24 protein-coding genes, 2 pseudogenes and 2 riboswitches are annotated in these 23,919 nt (G+C 37.9%); of the genes and pseudogenes, 20 read left to right on the top strand and 6 right to left on the bottom strand.

The genetic code is table 11. The features are described 5' to 3' along the window. Window positions 1–226: 226 nt before the first annotated feature. The 6 genes from AE2B122_RS12540 (at window position 227) to AE2B122_RS12515 (ending at window position 7,188) form a co-directional block, all read left to right on the top strand. The gene (locus tag AE2B122_RS12540) at window positions 227–652 is read left to right on the top strand and encodes a MarR family winged helix-turn-helix transcriptional regulator (protein WP_175074313.1); all 426 of its coding nucleotides are present in this window, start codon (window positions 227–229) and stop codon (window positions 650–652) included. A 332-nt stretch (window positions 653–984) separates the two neighbouring features. Then, on the top strand, window positions 985–2,316 hold the full coding sequence (locus AE2B122_RS12535; RefSeq protein WP_175074312.1) for an NtaA/DmoA family FMN-dependent monooxygenase: 1,332 nt from the start codon (window positions 985–987) through the stop codon (window positions 2,314–2,316). 26 nt (window positions 2,317–2,342) lie between these two features. Beyond that, window positions 2,343–3,083: an oxygen-insensitive NADPH nitroreductase gene (gene nfsA / locus AE2B122_RS12530; RefSeq protein ID WP_175074311.1), complete on the top strand. Its 741-nt coding sequence runs from the start codon at window positions 2,343–2,345 to the stop codon at window positions 3,081–3,083. Window positions 3,084–3,478: 395 nt separating this feature from the next. Continuing rightward, on the top strand, window positions 3,479–4,669 hold the full coding sequence (locus AE2B122_RS12525) for an MFS transporter (RefSeq protein WP_175074310.1): 1,191 nt from the start codon (window positions 3,479–3,481) through the stop codon (window positions 4,667–4,669). Between the two features lie 529 nt (window positions 4,670–5,198). Further along, window positions 5,199–5,720, top strand: a complete 522-nt coding sequence (ssuE, locus tag AE2B122_RS12520; RefSeq protein WP_175074309.1) for an NADPH-dependent FMN reductase — start codon at window positions 5,199–5,201, stop codon at window positions 5,718–5,720. Window positions 5,721–6,465: 745 nt separating this feature from the next. Then, window positions 6,466–7,188 (top strand): NADPH-dependent F420 reductase, encoded by a 723-nt coding sequence (locus tag AE2B122_RS12515; protein ID WP_175074308.1) that lies wholly within the window; start codon window positions 6,466–6,468, stop codon window positions 7,186–7,188. A 548-nt stretch (window positions 7,189–7,736) separates the two neighbouring features. On the opposite strand, the gene AE2B122_RS12510 is transcribed toward AE2B122_RS12515, so the two are convergent. Further along, a complete protein-coding gene (locus AE2B122_RS12510; RefSeq protein WP_175074307.1) occupies window positions 7,737–8,015 on the bottom strand; it encodes a hypothetical protein in 279 nt (92 codons plus the stop codon). A gap of 269 nt (window positions 8,016–8,284) precedes the next feature. Here AE2B122_RS12510 and AE2B122_RS12505 point away from each other — a divergent pair, with 269 nt between their 5' ends. Then, window positions 8,285–8,749 carry a CAT RNA binding domain-containing protein gene (locus tag AE2B122_RS12505; protein ID WP_175074306.1) on the top strand — a complete coding sequence of 155 codons (465 nt, stop codon included), beginning with the start codon at window positions 8,285–8,287 and terminating at the stop codon, window positions 8,747–8,749. Between the two features lie 211 nt (window positions 8,750–8,960). Here AE2B122_RS12505 and AE2B122_RS12500 read toward each other — a convergent pair whose 3' ends face one another. Then, entirely contained in the window at window positions 8,961–9,644 is a 684-nt protein-coding gene (locus AE2B122_RS12500) for a Type 1 glutamine amidotransferase-like domain-containing protein (RefSeq protein WP_175074451.1), read from the bottom strand. Between the two features lie 361 nt (window positions 9,645–10,005). On the opposite strand from AE2B122_RS12500, the gene AE2B122_RS12495 reads away from it, so the two are divergent. From AE2B122_RS12495 to AE2B122_RS12485, 3 genes are all read left to right on the top strand, one after another. After that, entirely contained in the window at window positions 10,006–10,248 is a 243-nt protein-coding gene (locus tag AE2B122_RS12495; RefSeq protein ID WP_175074305.1) for an NAD(P)H-binding protein, read from the top strand. A 180-nt stretch (window positions 10,249–10,428) separates the two neighbouring features. Beyond that, the gene (locus AE2B122_RS12490; protein ID WP_175074304.1) at window positions 10,429–11,187 is read left to right on the top strand and encodes an isocitrate lyase/phosphoenolpyruvate mutase family protein; all 759 of its coding nucleotides are present in this window, start codon (window positions 10,429–10,431) and stop codon (window positions 11,185–11,187) included. A gap of 18 nt (window positions 11,188–11,205) precedes the next feature. Beyond that, window positions 11,206–12,267, top strand: coding sequence for a bifunctional transcriptional activator/DNA repair enzyme AdaA (locus AE2B122_RS12485; RefSeq protein WP_175074303.1), 1,062 nt, complete (start codon window positions 11,206–11,208; stop codon window positions 12,265–12,267). Window positions 12,268–12,460: 193 nt separating this feature from the next. Here AE2B122_RS12485 and AE2B122_RS12480 read toward each other — a convergent pair. After that, window positions 12,461–12,739, bottom strand: a pseudogene (locus AE2B122_RS12480) (GNAT family N-acetyltransferase); the annotation flags it as partial. 57 nt (window positions 12,740–12,796) lie between these two features. Between AE2B122_RS12480 and AE2B122_RS19515 the strand changes: the two are divergent. From AE2B122_RS19515 to AE2B122_RS12465, 3 genes are all read left to right on the top strand, one after another. Beyond that, window positions 12,797–13,045, top strand: a complete 249-nt coding sequence (locus AE2B122_RS19515) for a PspC domain-containing protein (protein ID WP_175074302.1) — start codon at window positions 12,797–12,799, stop codon at window positions 13,043–13,045. A 479-nt stretch (window positions 13,046–13,524) separates the two neighbouring features. After that, a complete protein-coding gene (locus AE2B122_RS12470; RefSeq protein ID WP_175074301.1) occupies window positions 13,525–13,977 on the top strand; it encodes a MarR family winged helix-turn-helix transcriptional regulator in 453 nt (150 codons plus the stop codon). Window positions 13,978–14,000: 23 nt separating this feature from the next. After that, window positions 14,001–14,522: a GNAT family N-acetyltransferase gene (locus AE2B122_RS12465; protein ID WP_175074300.1), complete on the top strand. Its 522-nt coding sequence runs from the start codon at window positions 14,001–14,003 to the stop codon at window positions 14,520–14,522. Between the two features lie 82 nt (window positions 14,523–14,604). Here AE2B122_RS12465 and AE2B122_RS12460 read toward each other — a convergent pair whose 3' ends face one another. Further along, window positions 14,605–14,820 carry a hypothetical protein gene (locus AE2B122_RS12460; protein WP_175074299.1) on the bottom strand — a complete coding sequence of 72 codons (216 nt, stop codon included), beginning with the start codon at window positions 14,818–14,820 and terminating at the stop codon, window positions 14,605–14,607. Between the two features lie 296 nt (window positions 14,821–15,116). Here AE2B122_RS12460 and AE2B122_RS12455 point away from each other — a divergent pair, with 296 nt between their 5' ends. Further along, window positions 15,117–15,497 carry a VOC family protein gene (locus AE2B122_RS12455; protein WP_175074298.1) on the top strand — a complete coding sequence of 127 codons (381 nt, stop codon included), beginning with the start codon at window positions 15,117–15,119 and terminating at the stop codon, window positions 15,495–15,497. Window positions 15,498–15,774: 277 nt separating this feature from the next. Here AE2B122_RS12455 and AE2B122_RS12450 read toward each other — a convergent pair. Beyond that, window positions 15,775–16,118, bottom strand: a pseudogene (locus AE2B122_RS12450) (winged helix-turn-helix transcriptional regulator). A gap of 269 nt (window positions 16,119–16,387) precedes the next feature. Between AE2B122_RS12450 and AE2B122_RS12445 the strand changes: the two are divergent. Further along, window positions 16,388–17,230 (top strand): sulfurtransferase, encoded by an 843-nt coding sequence (locus AE2B122_RS12445; protein ID WP_175074297.1) that lies wholly within the window; start codon window positions 16,388–16,390, stop codon window positions 17,228–17,230. A gap of 41 nt (window positions 17,231–17,271) precedes the next feature. Then, complete coding sequence (locus AE2B122_RS12440) at window positions 17,272–18,249, top strand: aldo/keto reductase (RefSeq protein ID WP_175074296.1); 978 nt, start codon at window positions 17,272–17,274, stop codon at window positions 18,247–18,249. A 41-nt stretch (window positions 18,250–18,290) separates the two neighbouring features. Here AE2B122_RS12440 and AE2B122_RS12435 read toward each other — a convergent pair whose 3' ends face one another. Beyond that, window positions 18,291–19,442 carry an acyl-CoA dehydrogenase family protein gene (locus tag AE2B122_RS12435; RefSeq protein WP_254593494.1) on the bottom strand — a complete coding sequence of 384 codons (1,152 nt, stop codon included), beginning with the start codon at window positions 19,440–19,442 and terminating at the stop codon, window positions 18,291–18,293. Window positions 19,443–19,513: 71 nt separating this feature from the next. Beyond that, window positions 19,514–19,619: riboswitch (SAM riboswitch) on the bottom strand. A gap of 127 nt (window positions 19,620–19,746) precedes the next feature. After that, a riboswitch (SAM riboswitch) is annotated at window positions 19,747–19,849 on the top strand. Window positions 19,850–19,942: 93 nt separating this feature from the next. On the opposite strand from AE2B122_RS12435, the gene AE2B122_RS12430 reads away from it, so the two are divergent. From AE2B122_RS12430 to AE2B122_RS12415, 4 genes are read left to right on the top strand one after another with little or no spacing between them, the layout of a single operon-like run. Next, window positions 19,943–21,340: an LLM class flavin-dependent oxidoreductase gene (locus AE2B122_RS12430; RefSeq protein ID WP_175074294.1), complete on the top strand. Its 1,398-nt coding sequence runs from the start codon at window positions 19,943–19,945 to the stop codon at window positions 21,338–21,340. 3 nt (window positions 21,341–21,343) lie between these two features. Continuing rightward, window positions 21,344–22,375, top strand: a complete 1,032-nt coding sequence (locus AE2B122_RS12425) for a methionine ABC transporter ATP-binding protein (protein ID WP_175074293.1) — start codon at window positions 21,344–21,346, stop codon at window positions 22,373–22,375. Next, window positions 22,344–23,006 carry a methionine ABC transporter permease gene (locus AE2B122_RS12420; protein WP_371809643.1) on the top strand — a complete coding sequence of 221 codons (663 nt, stop codon included), beginning with the start codon at window positions 22,344–22,346 and terminating at the stop codon, window positions 23,004–23,006. The genes AE2B122_RS12425 and AE2B122_RS12420 overlap by 32 nt, the downstream gene beginning before the upstream one ends. A gap of 19 nt (window positions 23,007–23,025) precedes the next feature. Beyond that, the gene (locus AE2B122_RS12415; RefSeq protein WP_175074292.1) at window positions 23,026–23,838 is read left to right on the top strand and encodes a MetQ/NlpA family ABC transporter substrate-binding protein; all 813 of its coding nucleotides are present in this window, start codon (window positions 23,026–23,028) and stop codon (window positions 23,836–23,838) included. Window positions 23,839–23,919: the final 81 nt, after the last annotated feature.

The following is a 23,919-nucleotide window of genomic DNA, read 5'->3' as shown; positions in this document are numbered from 1 at the left end:
TGCCCTATTTAAAGATTAAAGTAAAGACATTATTATAGTGTATGAGGAGCTGCTGGGAGTCTAATTTTTAATAAAGGGTTCTATCCTTGTATAAAGTCTATACTTTTTTTCAATCGAGAATGAATTCAGCTCGATTTAATGAATACCTCCTAAGTGAACTTGACCTTTAAAATTTCATTATGATATATTTAGTCTGCTAAATATATTAGTGATGTGGGGGATATCTATGAACGATACTGTTGACTGCGAGATTCGAGAGTCTTTAAATAAAGTATCATCTCAAATCCGTCGAGATTATAGTGAAAGTCTAAGGGAACTTAAGCTTTATGTAGGCCAAGATAATTTACTGTCTCGTTTGTGGCAAGGTGATGGAATAACACAAATGCAACTATGTGAACACTTAAAATGCGAGCCGCCTACGGTAACAAATATGGTTAAGTCACTCGAGCAAAACGGTTTCATATATCGTAAGCGTGATGAGAATGATGCAAGGGTTATGCGGATATATCTAACGGACGAAGGCAAAGAATTAGAGAATCCAGTTGACTTCAAATGGAAGCAGCAGCAAGAAAAATTACTGCATACATTTTCACCAGAAGAACGTTTACTATTAAGGGATTTAATAAAACGAATGGAGAAAAACTTATCTTAAGTTTTCTCTGAGTTAATATTTAGCATGCTAAATAATATGGGGGAAGATGCTATTTCGACCGACACTCTAACGTTTATTCGTTGATAGTAGTTCTAGGAGTAATCCTTAAATCTTCAATTACTCACTGCAAGCCCTCTATATTGAGGACAGATTTATACTAAGGACTAGGAAATCTATCATAATAGAAAGGACATACCAAGAAGAAATTTGTTTGTAGTATAACCATCAGAAATTATTTAGTAAACTAATTAATTTCGATCATTTTAATCCATTAGATCTTTTACTGAAAATATTTGGACACTTAACTTATTAACAAAAAGGAGAAGAATTGAATGAAAAACAAAGAGATGCAACTAGCATTACAAATGGTTTCTGGGTACGGAGCCGAATTCAGCGCTTGGAGAGTGCCTGGTACTGACCCGGCAGCCTACACAAATATAGATAGTTATGTGGAGCGAGCTAAATTGGCTGAAAAAGGGAAATTCCAGATGATTTTCATCGCTGACACTCCGGCATTAACCGTTAACTTAGGTCCTCAATCTCCTAGTTTCCCTATGGATCCAATGTTAGCACTAATGGCTGTAGCCAGAGAAACGAAACATATTGGGCTTGTGGCTACACAATCTACGACATTCAATTATCCATACAACATAGCACGTCAATTCAAAGCGCTCGATGTTATAAGTAATGGTCGTGTTGGATGGAATGCTGTCACCACATCCCAACCAGAAACTGCAGCAAATTTTGGTGCTCAGATTGCCAGTCGCAAAGAACGATATGACAAGGCACATGAAAGCATCCAAATTGTCCAAGCGCTTTGGGGGAGTTGGGAAGCAGACGCTTGGACATTAGATGTAGAAGGAGGGAAATTTGCCGACATGGACAAAATTCGGCCTATAAATCTTCAAGGGCAATATTATGCATCTCGTGGTCCTTTGCCAATCCCACCTTCTGAACAAGGTCAGCCAGTTATTTTCCAAGCAGGCGGAGGGAGTGAAGGATTGGAATTAGCAGGGAGGCACGCTTCTGGTGTCTATGCAAACCCTTATGATATAGAGTCCGCTCGTGAACATAGGCAAGCACTACGACAAAGTGCTGCCAGTTTTGGTCGAAATCCTGATGACATCAAGATGTACACAGGTTTTATGTTTTCCATAGGCGCAACGGAAGAAGAAGGTTTGGAACGGCGAAGACAGCTGATGAGTTTCAATCCTGAGGAGATTCCAAGCAGAGTAAGGTACCTTGGCTCCATGGTTGGTTTACCACTATCGGTGAACACAGTAGATATTGATCAACCTTTAGCCACTGAGATGTTGAAAAAAGCATATGCAAACCCAATGGATCCACGTTCTGCCAGAGCTTTACAGCTGCTAAAACAAGGTCTATCCATTCGTGATGTGCTTGCCCATGGGGTCATTAACTACCATCCGGTAGTTGCGGGTACTCCCGTACAAGTTGCTGACTTCTTAGAAGAATGGTTCTTGGCCGGCGCGTGTGACGGCTTCTCGGTTGTTCCGGACATAGCCTATGATGGAGTTGCTGATTTTGTAAATCTTGTTGTCCCAATCTTACAGGAACGCGGTTTGTTCCATAAAGAATATGAAGGAAATACATTGCGTGAAAATATGGGAGTTCCTTATCAATACGGACGACTTGAAAATTAAAAAAAACAATTGAGGAGAGGTTTCAAATGAACAATACTGTTGAATTACTTCATAATCATACATCTATTCGCTCTTTTACAAATCAACCACTGACCGAGGAACAACGAGATGCGATATTTAAGGCAGCTAATCAGACATCTTCTTTCAGTCTTCTACAGGCAGTTTCTATTATTAGGATTTCAGATCCTAATCTTCGGAAAAAAGTGATGCAGCTGTCTGTTAATCAACCTTATATTGAAGAAGCAGCGGAATTTTGGATTTTTTGTGCAGATTTTAATCGGAACCATCAAATTGCCCCAAAAGTAGACCTAGAGTATATGGAGTATCTTTTGATAGGAACATTTGATGCTGGGTTAATGGCTCAAAATGCATTAACTGCAGCAGAATCAATGGGGTTAGGTGGAGTTTATATCGGCGGAGTAAGAGCTAATATCACAGAATTAACCGAGATACTAAATTTACCGAAGTATGTGATTCCTCTAGTGGGACTATGCATAGGACATCCTGCTGGGGAGAAGCCTGGAATAAAACCACGTTTGCCACAATCAATGGTAATGTTTGATAATCAGTACCAACCACTAGATGAAAAAAAACTAGCAGCTTACGACCAGAAGATGCTTGAGTATTACCGTAATCGTCCTGTTAAAGCACCTTTCACAGTGAAGAAGGTAAAAGGGTGGAAAGATCATATTGAGGACCATCTGGAAAGAAGCAAACTGCCTTTCATGCGTGAGTATTTAAATAAACAAGGATTAGCCAAAAAATAAACAATTATTTTATTACTTAAGACAATTAATGGATAGAAATTAAGAATCAATACAATACGCTTGTTTTCTTGATAGCACTGCTTCTTTTTACGGTTTTGTTGGCATGTTTAGTAAGTACGCTCCCTAAACATAGTAATACTAATCTTTAATGTAATTGTATAAATTTCAGCTTCAACTGCACAGTTGTTACTTTAAGAAACTTGTAACAGAAGTTTTTTAAGAATGAATATATTTCCATACATCTGAAATATAAAATTATAATTTTTTTGGATTGATATATTCTAAAACTATTAGTAAAAGGTTTTTATTTTGTTAAAGTAAATCATTAAAATGAAATTGATTTCTGTATTTTTAAGAATTAATAAGATAAAAGTGATAAGGTGGTTTTATTTATTATGAAAAACTCTTGGAGAATTAGAATATACTTACTCACTCTAATTAGTCTTTTTGTGGGTACATCAGAATTTGTACTTGTAGGTGTTTTGGATAAAGTGGCAGATGATGTAGGGGTTACGGTAGCTGTTGCCGGACAGCTTATAACTATATTTGCCTTTGCTAATGCAATAGGAACACCTCTCGTTATTTTAGCAACATCAAAGCTAGATCAACGAAAGCAATTAATACTGGCTCTGGTCTTCACTGTCCTAGGTAGTTTAATGACTGTCTTGCTTCCCGGATTCACTTTATTAATGTTTTCGCGAATTGTACTTGCCTTAGGTATGGGTATTTTCATTGTTACCGCTTCGTCCTTCGCAACGAAAATAGCTCCTCCTGGTCATCAGGCTAGTGCATTAGCTACTGTGGCAATGGGCTTTAGTGCCTCATTAGTCTTAGGAGTACCTATTGGTCGATTTATTTCTGCTTCATACGATTGGAAAATTATATTTTGGGCAATTGCACTTATTGGTTTAGTCGCAATTTTCGCTATTGTAAAATTAATCCCAGTGACAAAAGGAGAGGTCCCTGTACCAATTAAAAAACAACTTTCCATTTTGAAAAATCCTAAAATTACTGCACTATTTCTTGTGACATTCTTCGTATTTGTTGGATATGGTGTGTTCTACACGTATGTTACACCTTTTTTAAATATTATCTCACCCATGAGTAATACAGCTTTAAGCCTTACTTTACTTGGTTTTGGTCTTGCAACTTTAATTGGGTCTAGGCTAGGTGGATCTATGTCAGATCGTTTGGGTAGTAATTCAACCTTGTTTATAGGTATGACGATTAATCTTCTTGCTCTGATACTACTTGCTACTATAGCTGGTCCTTATACTATAACTATTTTATTACTTTTAATTTGGGGGACTGCGGCTTGGACGTCAGGTCCAACGTTACAGTACAGCCTTGTACAACTTGCCCCTAAAGCCTCTGTCATCATACTTAGCTTATCCAGCTCATTTTTACAATTAGGAATGGCTACTGGTTCCGGTATAGGTGGGATTGCAACTAGTAATTTAGAAATTCAATCTATAAATTGGATAGGAGCGACAGCTATTTTAATTGGAATAATTATTTTAGCCATCTCATTAAAATTGCCCCTATTTAATAATATTCATTCGGATAGAACTAGCACGAACAACTGATTAGCTTTACCTTTTAATGGGAGATAAATAACTAGATTGCACCTCAGAATCTATTTCAAAGAAAATAAACATAATCTAGGCTTCAATTTTTTACTATAGCTCTAATGATACGAAATAATTTACTATATTCAGCGATATAGCCCTAAATAAATAGGGCTATATCAACTATATATTGTAAATGAGATCTCAGTTAAGATAATTGGTGTATTATATGAGTCTTCAAATTTCTTTAGCTACTCAAGATTTTAAAGAAGCGAGTTGTATTTTGCAAAAACTTTCGAGAAGGGATTGGCACAGCAAAAAAGTATACTTGGGTTTGGTCACCAATAATCTCATTTAGTATCTTGAATTTTGCCACACCAGCTTTTAATGTGCTTGGCCCCTTAATTATGGCTTAAAGTCCAACTCAATGGGGGATGGTACTGACGGCTAGCTCAGTAGGAGGATTGTTAGGCGGACCCGGTAACTGTGGAAAGAAATTATTCGACATTTTCAGAAATATCAAATCGTTGTGAGAGGATAAAAAAATATGAGTGACATTGTTATTATTTCCGGTAGTCCTTCTGATAACTCAAAAACCAAGAAGGTTCTTAACTATTTGGGGACACTTTTAGAGCAGGAAGGTTTTTCAATAAGACAGATATCTATTAAGGACGTATCAAAAGATGTTCTGTTTGAAGGAAAATATGATAGTCCTGAAATTCATCATATCGCCAAATTACTTCAAGAATCAAAAGGTGTCATTATCGGATCGCCAGTATACAAAGGTGCATATTCAGGGGTACTAAAAACGCTTATTGACTTGCTTCCTCAAGATGTTTTAAAACACAAACCAGTGCTTCCATTAATGACTGGTGGTAGTCCGGCGCATCTCCTGGCATTAGAATACGCATTAAAGCCAGTCTTGGCTTCGTTAAAAGCTCACAATTTAAAAGGCTTATATTTTGTAGACACACAGATTGATAAACTGGTAGAAATTCCAATAACTGATGAGGACACCTTAGAGCGTACGAAAAAGCAACTCTATTATTTTACCAAGTTAGCAAAATAATCAGGTTCAAGCTGGAAGGAAAAAAATATATATAAATATACGTGTAGTAGTAATGAGTGGGAAATAGTTTGTCCAAACTATTTCTCGCTCATATTAAATAACATAGTTCAAAAAAAGTACACTTTTATGGGGAATTACTTATGATACGGAGAACCGTACCATAAGTAAATGAGGTTTTTGTCTTGAAGAATAAGAGGAGCAGCTAGAGGCGAAGCACAGTTATGAAATTATAGAGTAGCAGACCTAATATGAAAATAACTATTCTTATTGGTCTTTTAAACAAGCGTGGACATACTTCCCGAAAATTAAATTAAAATAACAGCAGAAACACTAGTTTCAGGCTGTTATTTTTTATTTTTCTGAAAATATAGTGTTCTACTTTAGGAGGAACTACAGGAAACACATAAGAATAAAGTACTTCAATCTACCTGATAAGACATTTTGAGTAAATGCTATTGCGTACATATTTTCTTTTTCATCTATAAACCCTCTTAGAAAACTATCTTTAAAACCCTCATTTTGTTTTACTCCTATCCAAAAGTACAATAATATGTACTATATACATTTATATTGCCCTCTTTCCAACTAGATATCATGACTATATAATTGTAACCAAAATACACAATTACCTTAATCCTTAACAAAGGAATGTAGACAATTTTGTGTTGTATGTTGAGGAGATTGGAATAGTTCCATAACTGATCGAGAACAATAAACGAACAAATTATATTTAGGAGGAACAAGAATGAGATTTGGAATTATAGGTGCAGGAGCAATTGGGACAAATATTTCTAAAAAATTAGTTAAGAATGGACATGATGTCAAAATTGCAGAAACCCGAGGAATTGATCGTTTAGAAGGAAGAGAGCTTGATGCAACGCCTGTGAATTTAGAAGATGTAATAACAAATATTGATGTTCTTATAATATCTCTACCTTCTATTGTTATGCCAAGCATTCGTAACATAGTAGATAAAGTTGGAGAGGAGGTAATCGTTGTAGACACTTCAAATTATTATCCTTTTAGAGACAATAAGATTGAAGAGATAGAAAACGGGATGGTTGAAAGTGTATGGGTTTCAAAGCAATTAGGTAGACCTGTCATTAAAGCTTTCAACAACCAATTAGCTTATACATTGGAAAATAAAGGAACCCTCGAAGGTGCTAGTGGTCGCATTGCCTATGCGATTGCCGGTAATGACCAAGCACATAAACAAGTAATTATGGACGTGGCAAACGAACTAGGCTTTGATGCAGTGGATAGTGGATCTTTAAGTGACTCATGGAGACAACAACCAGGAAATCCTGCATACTGCACAGAATTAACAAAAGAGGAACTAATGGAAGGGCTCAAAAAGGCAGATAAAGAAAAAGCTCCACTCCTACGCGATAAGGCATTAGAGAAGCTTTCAGCAGAATTATCTCATGAAGATATTGTAAATATAAACAGAGAAACATATAATTCATAATTTAAGAAACCCATATTTCTAGTATTTGATTTTAAATTGTATAGGAAGCAATGGAAATTTGGAATCGAGTAGGAGGGGATAAATAAACCCCGACCTCTTACACAACGTACGGTTCCTTTATGGCGGTTCAATAGCTTGAGTGTGCTTTCCCGAGGATTTGGTTTAAGTTTTTAAGACCAACTTTCTCGGGGATTTTTATTATTATGGCTTCATGGAGGAAATAAGGAAGAAATTCTTAAGAATGAATGAAATTCGTGAAAGAATTCACTTCAACAAACGGAGCATTTATTGAATATAGGTTTAATCGTATACCATTATATTTAATTCACTTAGGTAGAGAATGCTTCGTCTGCTTTGTGCAATAACATTGGTGAAATGTACATATCCAAAACGCCCCACTATATTCTAATAGGGGGGAGCGTAATGTATCTAGTTGAATCAGGAAAATATGAGTACAAATGCTAGTCGAACTAGGTGTTACTAGAACTCTGTTAATATAATAGAATGAGGTGTAATGCCTTTATCATAGGCGGTTTCTTTGTGCGCCACTAATTACAATAGTGGTAATCAATGCTACAACTATTTTTCTTCTCCATTATAGCAAGGGCGATTTTATTATAGTGGTTTGCTTCCTCAAAATTTGAAATACTTTCATAATAATTGGCCAACAATTTAGCGTAAACTGGAATATCATGATCCTTTTCTTTATCCAGGAAGTAATGAACCGCTTGAGATAGTGTTTCCTCAAATTCACCAACTTCAAAGTGTGTGACTAATAATACGTTATAACGATGAATGAAGTCTTGATTTTGTAGCTTTGTAGCCAACTGAAGACCCTCAGCTACATGATTGCTCAGACTTCCTGGATCTCCAACGGTGGTTTATGGATAGGTCGTAAGTATTGCGTTAATATGTGATAATATCCCCAAAAGAGTCATGGACAACGTTTTCAATTTAGTGCTATGATTAAGAAAATACTTGGATTGTTACTGATTCGATCAGGCATAACCAATTATAATTGTTGAAATCTTCCCCTCAGAGGATTTCGACTTTTATAATTGGTTTTTTATTTTATCTTTAAGATAGAGGGATTCCTATGAGATTAAAACAACCATTCAATAATAACGTGGTATTAGCTGTGGACAATAGTGGAAATGAAGTTATCGCGATGGGGAAAGGAGTGGGGTTTAATAAGAAGAAATATGAAATGATAAATGAATCCGCAATCGACAAAATATACACTTTAAATTCAAACGAAGCAAATTACTCCTTCAATATACTCGATCAGATTCCAGGTGAATATATCCTCGCTACAAACAGTATTATTGAAGCTGGGGAAAGAATGTTGGATATGAAATTCAGTGACGCATTGTTAATCACCTTGGCAGATCATATCCAATTTGCAATAGAAAGGCATAACAAAGATATTCTAGTTAAGAACCCACTACATTGGGAAGTAAAAAAGCTTTATACAAGGGAGTATGCAGTTGGTCAAGAAGCATTGGAAATCATAAATAGAATCACTAAGATAAAGCTGCCCGATTACGAAGCTAGAACTTAAACTAACCTGATTCTTTACTTAGAATAGAGAGGTCCTTAATCTTTATTGAACATAAGCATCCTTTAGTTGAAGAAGAAATAAGTGATCTATATTTAACACTCAGGCCGTTTGCTGTAGACCGTTCTGCACATCTATGCTTTTCGGATAATCCTATTCTACCTTGTTCTCCTTCACTAAATTTAAAATAGAGGCCTTGCATAAATAAATTAATTCAATTAAGCCATAGCCATTCCCACAACCAGAGTGTCTCATCCAACTTCCGAATCTTTGAGTGGGAAATTAAAAAAACATTACCTAAAACGTCGATTTTGTCCCCCTTTACACGTACAGCACAATCTTTGTTCGAAGCATAAATATCTATTTCTTCAGATAGGAGAGATAGTTCACTTTGAACCAGTGCAATGTTATTTTCGAGATCAAAATGAGAAAGGACGGAAAATTTGTCAAGACCAATTCCGTCGTAAACAGAGTTCATTTCAACTTTATATCCAAAGTTTTTCGAGCATAACCATTTTGCAGACATATTGATTGCACCAGCACTTGCTCCCATCACAAAGCCGCTGCTTTTTTTAATCGAATCCGATAATTCATATTCTATCAAAAAATCATTTTGTTTAAGTGTGTCCCCCCCTAATAAGAAAATGACTGAAGCATTTTGAATTATCGTTTGGGCATCTTCCTTTTGTACGTGATAATTTATTAAATAATATTCATCAAACATAATGCCAGCCTGGTCAAGCCACGAGCGTTCAGTAGCACCATTATCTTCAAAAATAGATGGGTTTGAACTAATCATAGCAAGTGATTTTCTATCAGTTATATCTGTCCGTAACACATTTCCCAGATTCTCTGGAAAAAAATTATTAAACCAACCTAAATAATAATGAGTTTTCATAAATATCCCCATAGCAAAGTGTAAGTGAGATTTATTCCTTGCATCATCATTCCGTTTTCCTGTCAACAAAAAAACTCTCAATATGAACCCATTGTTGGATAAGGTTAAACAACACTATTCACTTAACCTGCTTCATTAGTTAAACAAGATTGTTATTTCCATTCTAATTTTGATATAAGCTCTTAGAGCTTGCCGGTTTAATTCGATTTAGTATCCTTCTAGGGTAGATAAACAAATATTACCATAGTTTATCGTTACGAAAGTGGCTATCAATTTAAATATTATAAGGGAGGGTGTAGTTACTGCTCACAGTACCGAACAAAAAATAACAGAACTGCTCGAATTACCGAGATATCACACTATGTTAGACCCTTATCGAAATTCGGCTGAAATCATTGAAGCCTCTGACCTTAATTATACAATTTTAAGACCTGGTTGGTTTACCAATAAGGATGAAATAGATTATGAGATTACTCAAAAAGGCGAACCATTTAAAGGACATGATATATCCCGAAAAAGTCTAGCACACTTGATTGTTAAATTAGCTGTAACGGATGGATTGGAAGTTCGACACAGCATAGGGGTAAGTAATCCTAATACATGAAGTGTTTTATCCTGCCACAGTAGTATATACAGAGGCACCATAACTCGAATCTCATCCGCCCACACTTACTATGAAGAATGCAAAGTCTTAACAGAAAAAAATTGGTGTTAATTTTTCTGGTATTTAAATTTAGATTAATTGTTAATCTGAGAACATCAAATCGAAAGTAGGTATATATAAATGAGAAAAAATAGATATACTGAATTTAAAGAGCTGCACTATCAAACTGATGTATTGTATCTTTTTAATTGTTGGGACGTAATGTCTGCAAAAATTATCGAGAATAAGGGTGCTAAGGCATTAGCAACCAGTAGTTATGCTGTTTCAGATGCCAATGGATATACAGACGGGGAATACTTGCCTTTTGAAAATCTATTGCAGCTTTCTGAGAAACTTGTTCAAAATTCAAATGTGCCCGTTTCCATTGATGCAGAGGGATTCTATGCACAGTCTTCAGAGTTACTTCATCAAAATGCACAAAAACTTTTTGGGACAGGAATTACAGGTGTTAATTTCGAAGATCAAAAACCACAATCAAAAGAGTATGCGTTATGGAGTGTTGACGAGCAATCAGAAAGGATAAGAATCCTAAAAAGTGCTGCTGAAGATGTAGATACAGAAATTTTTATTAATGCCAGGACAGATGTTTTCTTCAAAAATAAGAATCATTCAGTTGAACTAGTTAATGAAGCTTTGAATAGAGCGGAAAGTTATGCATTGGCTGGAGCTGATTGTATCTTCATTCCAGGTCTAACTGAGATAAGTTTGATTAAGGAATTCACTAAACATTCTCCACTGCCAGTTAACATTATGTTGAATTCTTTTAATAGCAGCAGTATCGATTGGAGATCATTAGGGGTTAATCGAGTGAGCTATGGACCGCATTCATATTTCCAAATGAAGGAAACGCTGTTAAGTAATCTTGTATTTAAAGTCTAGCAGAGAGAGTGTAAAGCCATGATTAATGATCCATCAAAAATTGATTTTTATTATAAGTTGTTAGTAGAGAAAAACTCAGCGTATGAAGGTACTTTTTATGTTGGCGTTAAAACAACAGGAGTATTTTGTAGACCTACTTGTCCAGCAAAGAAACCCAAAAAAGAAAACTGTGAATTCTTCAGTACAGCAAAAGAAGCTGCGTTAGCATCATATAGACCATGCAAGAGATGTCAGCCGCTTAGCTTGCCTAGTGTATTGTCACTAGAAGTTAAGAAGTTGGTTATAGCAATCGAAGAAAATCCTCAAAAAAAGTGGACGGATAAGGATTTCGATAATCTTTCTATAAGTGCTAATACAGCAAGAAGACAATTTAAAAAGCAGTTTGGTATGACTTTCATAGAATATGCGCGATCTCGCCGTCTTGGAATCGCTTTTAATCATATACGAAATGGTAAATCTTTAATTGATAGTCAACTGGACAGTGGATTTGATTCTGGAAATGGATTTAGGGATGCTTTTTATCGAATAATGGGTCACGTACCCAAAAGAACGAAAGATGTAAGACTTTTAAAATCTAAGTGGATTGAAACAAAGTTGGGATCAATGGTTGCTATCGCAGATGATAATGCATTATTCCTTTTAGAATTTGTCGATAGAAGAGGACTGGAGAGTGAAATAAATAATTTGAGAGCCAAGCTTTCAATTGCCATTGTACCTGGGACAAATAGCATCTTAGAAAAACTCGAACTCGAATTAAGCGAATACTTCGATGGTGCAATAAATTCTTTTACCACACCAGTCTCTGATGAAATAGGAACAAGTTTTCAAAGGAAAGTTTGGGAAGCATTAAAAAATATCCCCCGGGGTCGTACCATAAGCTATAAAGAATTGGCAGTTCTTGTAGGCAGCCCAACAGCATATCGTGCTGTAGCGAGAGCCAATGGAGCTAATCAGATATCATTAATCATTCCTTGTCACAGAGTGATTAATGCCAATGGAAACTACGGGGGTTATGGAGGGGGAATTCAAAGAAAAGCCTGGTTACTTGATTTAGAGAAAAACAACGTTGTTTTGCAATAGGATAACTTTTAATATCATTCAATATAGTATAAATCAATTAGCCCTCTTCTTTGGTGGAAGAGGTTTTTTTATATAATAGATCAAATAAAAAAACAATAGGAGGACTTATGTTAGCTATAACATATCGCAACAGGTGCCAGCCAGCTTGGCTTTTATTCATTATTCGTTCTCGTTAGTTCAATTATCATTCTATCTATAGGTGTAATTTTAAGCCTTCATGAGATGCCTTAAATCCTAACTTTTCATAGAATTGAAGTGCTACGGGTCTATTTTTATCTGTTGTAAGTTGAACTATATGACATCCGCGTTTTTTAGCACGTTGAATTGCCCAATTAATTAACTTGGATCCTATGCCTTTTCCGCGTTCTGAGGATTTAGTACGAACACCTTCAATTGTGGCCCTCCATCCTCCCTGATAAGTAATGTACGGAGTAAATGTAATCTGCTGAACGCCTATTATCTCTACGCCATCTAACAATGAAGGGATTCTAAGATGCTGAAAGAATAATTAGGTATTAACAGCAAAGTGATGATTAAATATTACACAATAAAGATTATAGAAAGGAAAGATGCAACTGTGAAAGTTGAAAGGAAATTGGCCAGGTCTTCGATCGATCGAGTGAGTTTTGGTGTGTTAGGCGGTATAGCTCAATTTTTTGGTTGGAATGCTAGGTTGCTGCGGATAATATTTTTATGTATAACGCTCTTTACATTCAATTTCTATTTAGTTGGTTTGTATATTGTAGCAATTATATTGATGCCTGATGAAAGACATTAGAAAAGAATCCTGTTGGTTTTTTAAAGATTGGGCTTTCTAAATAAATGAATACTTGTGTCACAATTACATTATACAAATATTTACATACATCAGAAAGTGTTATTGGTTGAAAAGCTACCTCTACTTGAAAAATAGATTACTTCATTCAAGGATACAGAAAGGGATATTTAATATGATGATAGGTATTATTGCATTAACAGCTATAGCTATATCGATTGCGCAGTCCTATGAACTATTAAAATCATTAAAAAAGCAGAGTGGACGAAAAATAGTGATTCTAACATCTGTTGGTACCATATTAACAGGGGTGTTTTGGGCTAAAGATTCCACATTCAAGGCATATTGAACGATTAAGAGGCTACACAATTTTGAAAATATAAGAATTGAATTGGTTCGTAGATAGAAATGAGGATTTTTGTTGCAAATGCAACAAAAATCCTTTACTATTTATAAAACGAAATATAAATGGAGTTGTATATATGAAGGAGATTCTACGTGAAATAGGAATGATCGCCAGGGCATTGGATTCTATAAGCAATATAGAATTTAAAGAATATGATCTAGCTAAGGGACAGTATTTATATCTTGTCCGGATTGTTGAAAACCCAGGGATCATTCAAGAAAAACTGGCCGAAATAATAAAAGTGGATCGAACAACTGCAGCGCGTGCTATTAAAAAACTTGAGATCAATGGTTTTATCGAAAAGAGAGATGATAAACATAATCAAAAAATCAAGAAACTGTTCCCGACTGAAAAAGGGGAACATGTTTATAAATTCATAAGCAGAGAAAATGATCATTCCGATAAGGTAGCACTAGCTGGGCTGTCCGAAAGGGAAGTAGAAACCATCTACAAACTTCTTCAAAAAGTCAGAAAGAATATTGAAACTGACTGGGAATATGTGAAAAAAGGGAACAAGCGAAACTATTGAATATGAGGGAGCTACACATTACTATGACATCTATCAATATTAGAAAATGCAGCATGGAGGATCTACCGATACTTCAAGAAGTTAGCATCGAAACTTTCAGCGATACTTTTAAGGACCAAAACTCACCTGAAAATATGAAGGCTTACTTGGAAAAAGCATATAACACGAAAAAGCTGGACATGGAATTGTCGAATACCTCTTCGCAATTCTTTTTCATTTATTTGAAAGAAGAACTTGCTGGATACCTTAAGGTAAACACAGATGATGCGCAATCTGAGGAAATGGACGACGAGTCACTTGAGATTGAAAGGATATACGTAAGAAGCAAATTTCAAAAACAAGGTCTAGGTAAGTTCCTGATGAACAAGGCAATAGAAATAGCGGCTGAATTGAATAAGAAGGTCATATGGCTTGGAGTATGGGAAAAAAATCAAAACGCAATAGCTTTTTATAGCAAGAATGGTTTTGTTAAAACTGGAGCTCATTCGTTTTATATGGGTGACGAAGAACAAGTGGATTACATCTTGGCTAAAACACTTGAATGATACGGTTCTATACATGATGTAAAAAAGAACAACAAGTACTCAGCTTGTTGTTCTTTTAATTACAGCCTTATTTGTAGTTTCGTTAGTTAGGAAGGTTAGATTTGCTGCTATTGTTTCTATTAGAGTTTATATAGCGTGCTGCATCTCTTTTGGCTTTTTGAGCAACGGCTGCAGAGATTTCATCTGGAGAATGAAAAAGATCTTTAGGAGTGGTGACAGTTATAATGACTACAACAAGCATGCCGATCAAGAGCAATAACATCTTACGTCTCCTTTTGTTTTTTCTAATTATTCTCATTATAAAATCCCCTTGTGTACATTATGTGTTGTCTTGCATTTCTTTTTGAATAAAAATTATTGACATGAGATCGATTCCAGAATGTATGCTTCAGTCGTATTTATTACAAGTGAAGGAGATCTGATATATGTAAAACTGGTCGTAATGGAATAGGACGCAAAGAGGGGAGCTTCGCTAAAAAAGCTTTCTGTTGAAACACATAAAGAAAATTGTGTACTGCTTATAATTCAAAATGAAATAAGATACATTTTATACACTATTAAATTAATAAGTATTGGCAAAAGGAGCGTCTCACAATGAAAATTGAGCATATTGCAATCTGGGTGAAAGATATCGAGCGAATGAAGAACTTTTATATGCGATATTTTGGAGCAGAGAGTAACAGTTTGTATGTGAATGAAAAGAAAGGATTTGCTTCTTATTTTCTAACTTTTTCGAGTGGATCTAGATTGGAATTAATGAAGAAAGTGGGGGTCAATAAGGAAATGCTGCCTAATCAATTGGGTTGGGCGCATGTGGCTTTTTCTGTTGGAAGTAAAGACGAGGTTGATACGTTAACCAAAATGATTAGGGAGGACGGTTACACGATCAAAGGTAATCCTCGCACTACAGGTGATGGCTACTATGAGAGCGTTATAGAAGATCCTGAAGGAAATACTGTAGAAATTACTATATAGGAGGGATGAGCAAGGGATGTTTCTAACGGGAAAAGAGAAAATAGTAGCGCGTGATTGTATCTTCAGCAAACAAAAGAATTAGTAATGAATAGATATTTTTCGGATAACAACTATCTGATTTCAAACTTGAAGGCGGTTTTATTGTCTCCTGATTATGGGGATTAATCCTTATTGGTAAGCCTTTCAGGAGTAACAGTTACTTTTCGAAATTTATAAAAACACACTTACATACGGGGGAAAAGTCCCTGGGTGTGAGTGTGTTTATTTTTGCAGGCAGTCATTCTGCCTCTTGCATATCTTTAAGCGTATTTAAATATTCTACTCCCCATGAATCCATTACGGAAATGATCGGGCGTAATGAATTTCCTAATTCACTAAGTTCATATTCCACTCTAGGCGGCACTTCTGCATATGCATACCGAACTAATATTCCATCTGCCTCCATTGCTCGAAGGTTCTGGGTCAAAACCTTTTGGCTGATACCGTCTATGCTTCTGCGGAGTTCATTGAATCTTTTCTTCCCTTTAAAAGCTGCTGTAAAATAAGTAATTTCCACTTACTTCCTATTAAGCCAACTGTCGTAGCTACCGGGCAGACTGGGAGATCTTTTTTTGCTATCAAACCGATATACCTCCATTAGTTTCAAATGGGCTGTTAGTTTAATTAATATCCTTGCAGTCTTATTGTAACTTTGCGGATAGAGGGGCTGCAACTACAAAAAACTCACTAAAGTAACGCTGCGAAATAATAGTCTTTGTTGAATTAAAAAGTATTAACTTCAAGATTTTAAAGGAAACGACCATTTCTATCTAGTATATATAAGAGGATTGAGGATTTCTTAAAAATAGAATTACATGGTTTTATTCTAATTTTGTAAGGGGTTATTTAAGGTGAATTTTGTTGTGAGTAAGGAATGGCTAGAGGAACATTTAAATAATGACCAGATTAAGATAGTGGATTGTCGTTTTGACTTAGGGAATCCGGAAAAAGGAGCCATGCTTTATAAAGAAAGTCATATTCCTGAAGCAGTCTATTTTGATTTAGAGAAACAGTTATCCGCTCCTGTTTCAAAGCATGGGGGAAGGCATCCGCTGCCTGACATAGCTCAGTTTAAATCTGACATAGAGAAAGCCGGAATCGACAATGCAAAAACGGTAATTGCCTATGACGGTGGAGAAGGATCATATGCTTCTCGATTTTGGTGGCTGCTTCAATATTTAGGCCATGAAAAAGTATTTGTATTGAACGAGGGCTTCAAAGGTTGGGATGAGGCAGGCTACGTGACGACAAAAGATATACCTGACTATGAAACAGCCGAATTTGAAGTGAACATTAGAAATGAGATGATGGCTTCTTATGGGGAAGTAAAAGAAGTTGTCGAACAAGAGAAAAAGTCTCCAATGTTGATAGATTCAAGAGAGGGACGACGCTACATAGGCGAAGTGGAACCAATTGATAGAATACCAGGCCATATCCCTGGCGCCATCAATAAATTTTGGGCGGAAGGATTGGAACAAGGGTCATTTAAAGATAGCAAGGAACAGAAGAAAAGATTTGCTGAGCTGGATTTTAAAGATCAAATTATCGTGTATTGCGGATCAGGCGTAACAGCTGCTTCCAACTACATTGCTTTGAAAATGGCTGGGTTTGATAATGTAAAGTTATACGCGGGCAGTTATAGCGACTGGGTTTCGTATGAGCAAAATCCCGTAGCGAAGGGGAAAAATCAATAACCAAGAAAAACCCTAATATATTATAGATTGGAGATCTTAATATGGACTATCAATACCTTGGTAAATCTGGTTTGAAAGTAAGCAGACTTTGTTTAGGTACGATGAATTTTGGTACTACTACGGAAGAAAAGGATGCATTTCGAATTATGGATGCAGCACTTGATAGCGGTATTAATTTCTTTGATACAGCGAATGTATACGGTGCAGAAAATCGAGGCCTTACAGAATCAATTATCGGAAGATGGTTCAAGCAAGGCGGAGGTCGAAGAGAGAAAGTGGTCTTAGGTACAAAAGTATACGGAAGCATGCATAATGCTGCCGATGGTCCAAATGATGAGGCGGGGTTGTCATCGTATAAGATTCGGCGACATCTTGAAGATTCTTTAAAGCGCTTGCAAACGGATCACATTGAGCTGTATCAAATGCATCATATTGATCCTGCCGTTACTTGGGAAGAGCTTTGGGGAGCCTTTGAATTAGGAATAAACCAAGGAAAGATAGGTTATGTCGGCTCCAGTAACTTTGCTGCATGGCAGCTTGCCATGGCTCAAGGTGCAGCCAAAAACCGTCACTTCTTAGGGCTGGTATCGGAGCAGCATAAATACAACCTGAACTGTCGATATGCTGAGTTAGAAGTACTTCCAGCAGCAAAGCATCTTGGCATTGGAATGATCACTTGGAGCCCTCTGGATGGAGGTTTGCTCGGCCGCAATGCACTCAAAAAATTGCCAGGAAGCCGAAGTGATAAGATTGGTGATAAAATCAATGCGCAGCGTGATCAATTGGAACAGTTCGGTCAACTGTGTGAAGAATTAGGAGAAACACAGGATAATATTGCCTTAGCATGGCAGCTTGCAAATCCCGCAGTAACAGCGCCAATTATCGGGCCACGTACGATTGAACAATTCGAGAGTACGTTAGATGTACTTGAAATCAATCTCGATGAATCTGTTTTAAAACGACTGGATGAGATCTTCCCAGGTCCAGGTGGTTCGGCACCATATGCATATGCATGGTAAAAGGAAAACTCCTGAATCCACTATGGATTCAGGAGTTTTTTTTACTGCCGAAGAGCTGCATCCGCAAGCGAATAAACTACCGCATCATCAGTAGGCGGATTATGTAATCCAGCCCTTACATCACGAAAGTGGCGCTGCAGAGGATTGTTGGCAGACAAACTTCTGGCTCCGACTATACGCATGCAGAGATCCACAACTTCATTAGCTTTATTGGTGACAATATGCTTAGCAGCAGCTAAATCCGGACTCATCTCAGTTCTCTTTTCAGGATGCTCAACCCACTTTCTAGCTGTAGCGTAAAGCACTTCTCTGGCGTTAAAGAGAGCGAGCTCTATTTCACCAATTTTTCTTCTAACCTCTGGGACATCCTTAATTGGACCCGGCAAGGAAACAGGATGAAATTTTGACGCAAATTGAATAGTATAATCTCTTGCGGCAACAGCTATACCAAGGTAAACAGCAGCGATCTGTAAGTACCAGCCTCTTGGAGTGGAGGTGCCTTTGTTTTCTTCTACAAGCAACGCATCCTGATCAACTAGTACATCTTCTAAAATTAAATCATCACTTCTTGTTCCTCTCATTGCGATGCTATCCCATGTTTCTACTACAGATACTCCTTCCAAGGAGTGATCAATTATAAAGAAGCCTTTGTTTCCGGAAGGAAGTATAGTCGCTGTGGCAATGCTGTAGTCTAAAGCAGCAGCCATGGAAGCAAAGGATTTACGGCCGTTAATTCTCCATTTCGAACCTTCCAGTTTTGCAGTTGTCCTTGGAGCAGCTCCTCTTGAAGGACTTCCAGTGGCGTTTTCTGTTTGAACCAAGTTAAGAAGAATTTTATCATGTATGATTTTGTTGCTAAGATCCTGAAAACTTTGTTCATCCCATTTTCTGCTTTCGGCATTTTCCAGTACAACACCAAGCTGCCAGCCAAATGATAGAGCAGTAGGAGCATCACCTTGGGCAAGTATCTCTTGAACTTGTAAGTACTCTACAAGATTTAATCCTTTGCCTCCATATTCCGTCGGCACAGTCAGCAACAAAAAGTCATTATCTTTTAACGCTTGAAAGTTTTCATAAGGAAATTCACCGCTGGCATCGATATGAGCTGCACGTTGTTTGAATTCTTCAGAAAGGCTCTTTGCTTGCTGTATCACTTGATCAAACTCTTTTGATTTCTCTTCGGTTTCTCGCATGAACATTCTCCTTATCCAATAAATTAAAAAACCTCTTTCGTGAGAAAGAGGTTACGTTTATGTATGTATCTCTCTCATCTCTCAGACATCTCTGTCTGCTGGAATTAGCACCTTACTTCAAACAAGCGGTTGCTGCAGGGTCGTTGGACCAGTTCCTACCCTGACTCTAGATAAGTGTGTTTATTCAGTTGTCGGCATAAATATATGCCATATACGGAATATTGTCAATTATATATTTAATTTAGAAAACTTGATTGACAGGCAATGGACGGTCCTGTATATTGAGCTTTAATTCAATAAGCATTTCTTATCCAGAGAGGTGGAGGGACTGGCCCTTTGAAGCCTCGGCAACAGACTGCTGCAGTACTGTGCCAATTCCAGCAAGCTACTAGCTTGAAAGATGAGAAGAGAGTGGACGTTGTACGCCTGCGTCGACTAAGTAAGACCTCTTCTTAATCTGAGAAGGGGTCTTTTATTTTGTATAAAACGGAGGGGTAAAAGTGGGAAAACAAATCATTCTGAATGCATTCGATATGAATAGTGCGATGCACAATTCGCATGGGTTGTGGAAGCACCCAGAGAGTAAGCGGCATCGGCAATATAAGGATTTGGATTATTGGATTGATCTTGCGAAGCTATTGGAACGCGGCAGGTTCGATGCGATTTTCTTCGCCGATGTGCTGGGTGTGTATGATGTTTACCGCAATAGTAAAGCGCCTTCCATCCGTGACGGCCTGCAGGTTCCCTTGAATGATCCAGCTTTATTAGTTTCAGCAATGGCCAGTGTTACAGAAAATTTAGGGTTCGCGGTCACGGTGAGTACTACATATGAACCGCCATTTGGGAATGCACGACGTTTTTCCACGCTGGATCATTTGACGAAGGGGAGAGTGGCTTGGAATGTCGTGACTTCATACCTTCCGAATGCTGCCCGTAATTTTGGCTTGACCGATATGATCAAGCACGATGAGCGGTATAAGATTGCCGATGAATTTTTAGAGGTTTCTTATAAGCTTTGGGAAAGCAGCTGGGAGGAGGATGCGGTTGTTGAAGATCCGCAAAACCAAGTTCTAGTAAAGCCTGAAAAAGTGCATGAAATCAATCATGAAGGTCATTATTTCCAGGTTGAGGGACCGCATTTGAGTGAGCCTTCTCCGCAGAGAACTCCTGTTATTTATCAAGCAGGTACGTCTGAAAAGGGACGGGAATTTGCTTCTAAACATGCGGAATGTGTATTTGTTGGAGGACCTACGCCTGAACGTATCCGTTATTATGCAGAGGATATAAGGGAGAGAGCTGCCAAGCATGGTAGAAATCCAGATCATATTAAGATTTTCTCTTTCCTAAGCGTTATTGTAGCGAAAACAACGGAAGAGGCACACCAAAAGTATCAGGAATACACGAGTCATTGGAGCTCAGATGCAGCTAAGGCGCAATTTGGTGCAAGCGGCTATGACATTTCCGAATATGAGGAACTAGATCCTGACGAGCCGTTTATATACGGCAAAACAACCGAAGGAGGTCACTATAAAGCAGCCTCGTTGACAAAGGATGCAGCCAAGCAGCTGACAGTAGGCGAAGCATTGAAGCGGTTTGATACCCCTGACAAAAGTTTGATAGTGGGGAATCCAGAAGAGGTAGCTGATGCTATCCAGCTTCAATTCGAGGAATCTGGAGTGGACGGGTTTAATTTGAACCACCTTGTTACTCCTGGAGATCTGGAATCTTTTATTGATCTGGTTATCCCAATTCTTCAAGAACGCGGACTTTATAAACAATCCTATAAAACAGGAACATTGAGAGAGAAATTGTTTGACTATGAATCAGGCAGACTGCCATCTGGGCATCCTGCAAGTGACTATCGATCGCCCGAAAATACCAACAGGAGAGGGAGATGAAAGGTGATAAAACTGGAAAACATCACAAAGAAGTACAGCAGCAAAGGAAAGGAAATCGTTGGCGTTGACGATGTGACACTAGCCGTTGAAGCTGGGGAAGTATTTGGAATTGTTGGGTACAGCGGAGCAGGTAAGAGTACGTTGCTGCGGTGTATTAATTTATTGGAAAAGCCGACGTCTGGGAAAGTCTTTGTTGATGGAGTTAATTTGCATGAGCTGTCTCCAAAGGAATTACGAAAAGCAAGACAGTCAATTGGCATGATCTTCCAAGGTTTTCATCTGGTCTCCTCTAAAACGGTATTTGAAAATGTAGCATTTGCATTAAGAGCTGCCGGAGCAGACAAAAAACAGATCAAGCAGCGAGTAGAGGAGCTGCTTGCCCTCGTTGGATTGGAGGATCGAAAGGATCAGTATCCAGCACAGCTTAGCGGCGGTCAGAAGCAGCGGGTCAGTATTGCTCGGGCGCTTGCGAATCAGCCGAAGATCCTTTTATGTGATGAAGCTACATCTGCACTGGATCCTGGAACAACTAAATCAATTCTCTCACTTCTCAAGAAAATAAATAAAGAACTAGGTCTGACCATCGTTGTCATCACGCATGAGATGGAAGTAGTAAAGGAAATCTGCAGCCGTTGTGCTGTAATGCAGGATGGGAAGGTGGTCGAGCAAGGTTCAACCTATGATATCTTCTCCGATCCTTCTAACCCGTTAACAGTATCCTTTATCCAGACTGTACTTAATTTTGATCTTCCAGAAGAGCTATTGGGAGAGATAAATGGAAAGCTGATCAGGCTGCAATTCAAAGGCAGCATTGCTGCAGAAGCAGTTGTATCGGATATGCTTCAGGCTTTTCAGGTACGCGGCAATATTTTGCACGGAAAAGTAGAGTACATCCAAAGCATGCCGTTGGGAATTTTTATCATGGAATTAAGCGGAAATGAAACGGAAGTGAATAAAGCAATTGCTTATCTTAGAGACAAAGTAAGTAAGGTGGAGGTGTTTGATGATGGATCGCGTAATCGCCATCTTGCCTGAATTGAATCAAGCATTTCTCGAAACACTCTTAATGGTCTCCATTGCCTTGGCTGTGGCCATCTTGATCGGATTACCCTTTGGAATACTATTATTTGTAACAGATCGCGGATTATTTCTAGAAAACGTAGTAGTGAAAAGAGTGGCTGGGCTGGTTATCAATCTCATTCGATCCGTTCCTTTCGTCATTCTGCTTGTCTTCTTACTGCCGTTTACACAATTTCTCCTTAATACGACCATTGGACCTTTAGCGGCTTCTGTATCTCTATCTGTTGCGGCTATCCCGTTTTATGCAAGAATCGTAGAGTCCTCAGCAAGAGACATTGATAAAGGTGTGATAGAAGCGGCTATTGCGGTAGGTGCTTCTCCGTGGATGATTATCAAAAGTATCATTCTTCCAGAAGTAAAGCCTGGCTTAATAACAGGACTAACCATTACTGCCATCAGTCTGATTGGGTATTCTGCCATGGCCGGCACAATAGGCGGAGGCGGAATCGGCGATTTGGCAATACGGTATGGATACTACAGATACGATAATACGATCATGTTCACCACAGTTATCGTGCTGATTGTACTCGTTCAGGTTGTTCAATACCTTGGCGATCTTATAGCAAGAGTCGTATCAAAAAGATGAACTCTAAGGGGGAACAAAAATGAAAAAAGCTATCTTATTGTTATTTGCCGCAGTGTTCACAGCAGTCTTAGCAGGCTGTGGTTCTGGAGAAAGCAGTGCCTCATCCGATAAAAAGATCGTTTTAGGTGCAACAATTCCTTATAGCGACATGCTTGAAAAAGGCGTAAAACCGTATTTAGAGGATAAAGGTTATTCAGTCGAAGTAAAGGAGTTCAATGATTATGTACAGCCGAATAAATCATTGGCAACTGGTTCACTGGATGCCAATCTATTTCAGCATAAAGTATATATGGACGCCTTCGCTGAGGAAAATAATATGGAGCTGACTAGTATTATCACAGTTCCAACAGCTCCTATCGGAATCTATTCAAATGAATTCAAGTCACTTGATGAAATAAAAGAAGGAAGCACAGTTGCATTAGCTAATGATCCGACTAATCTGGGACGCGGCCTGACTGTGCTAAGAGATAATGGGCTAATAGAAATCGATGAAAATGCCGATCCATTACGAGTCACCGAAAAAGACGTCACAAGCAATCCGAAAAATCTAAAATTCGAACCAGTTGAAGCAGCCCAGCTCCCGCGTACATTAGAGTCTGTTGACCTGGCGGCTATTAACGGGAACTTCGCTATATCAGCTGGCATCGATTTAGCAACAGCACTCGCACTCGATGAGTTGCCAGAGGATATCCAGAACCGAGTGGTTGTCTCAACCGAAAACAAGGATGAACAATTTGTTCAGGATATAAAGGAAGCAGTGGAGTCGGAGGAGTTTGCCAAAGTGATTGAAGAAGAGTTTAAAGAGTTTCATAAGCCGGATTGGATGAAATAACAAAAAAGAGAAGGGGAAGGGACTGACCCCCGTTTTTGAGACAGAGATCAAAACACCTTCAAACAGCCAATTGCCGATATT

This window comes from Terribacillus sp. AE2B 122, assembly GCF_902497585.1.
GTDB classification, from domain to species: Bacteria; Bacillota; Bacilli; order Bacillales; family Amphibacillaceae; genus Terribacillus; species Terribacillus saccharophilus_A.
This window is presented reverse-complemented; position numbering and strand designations above follow the sequence as displayed.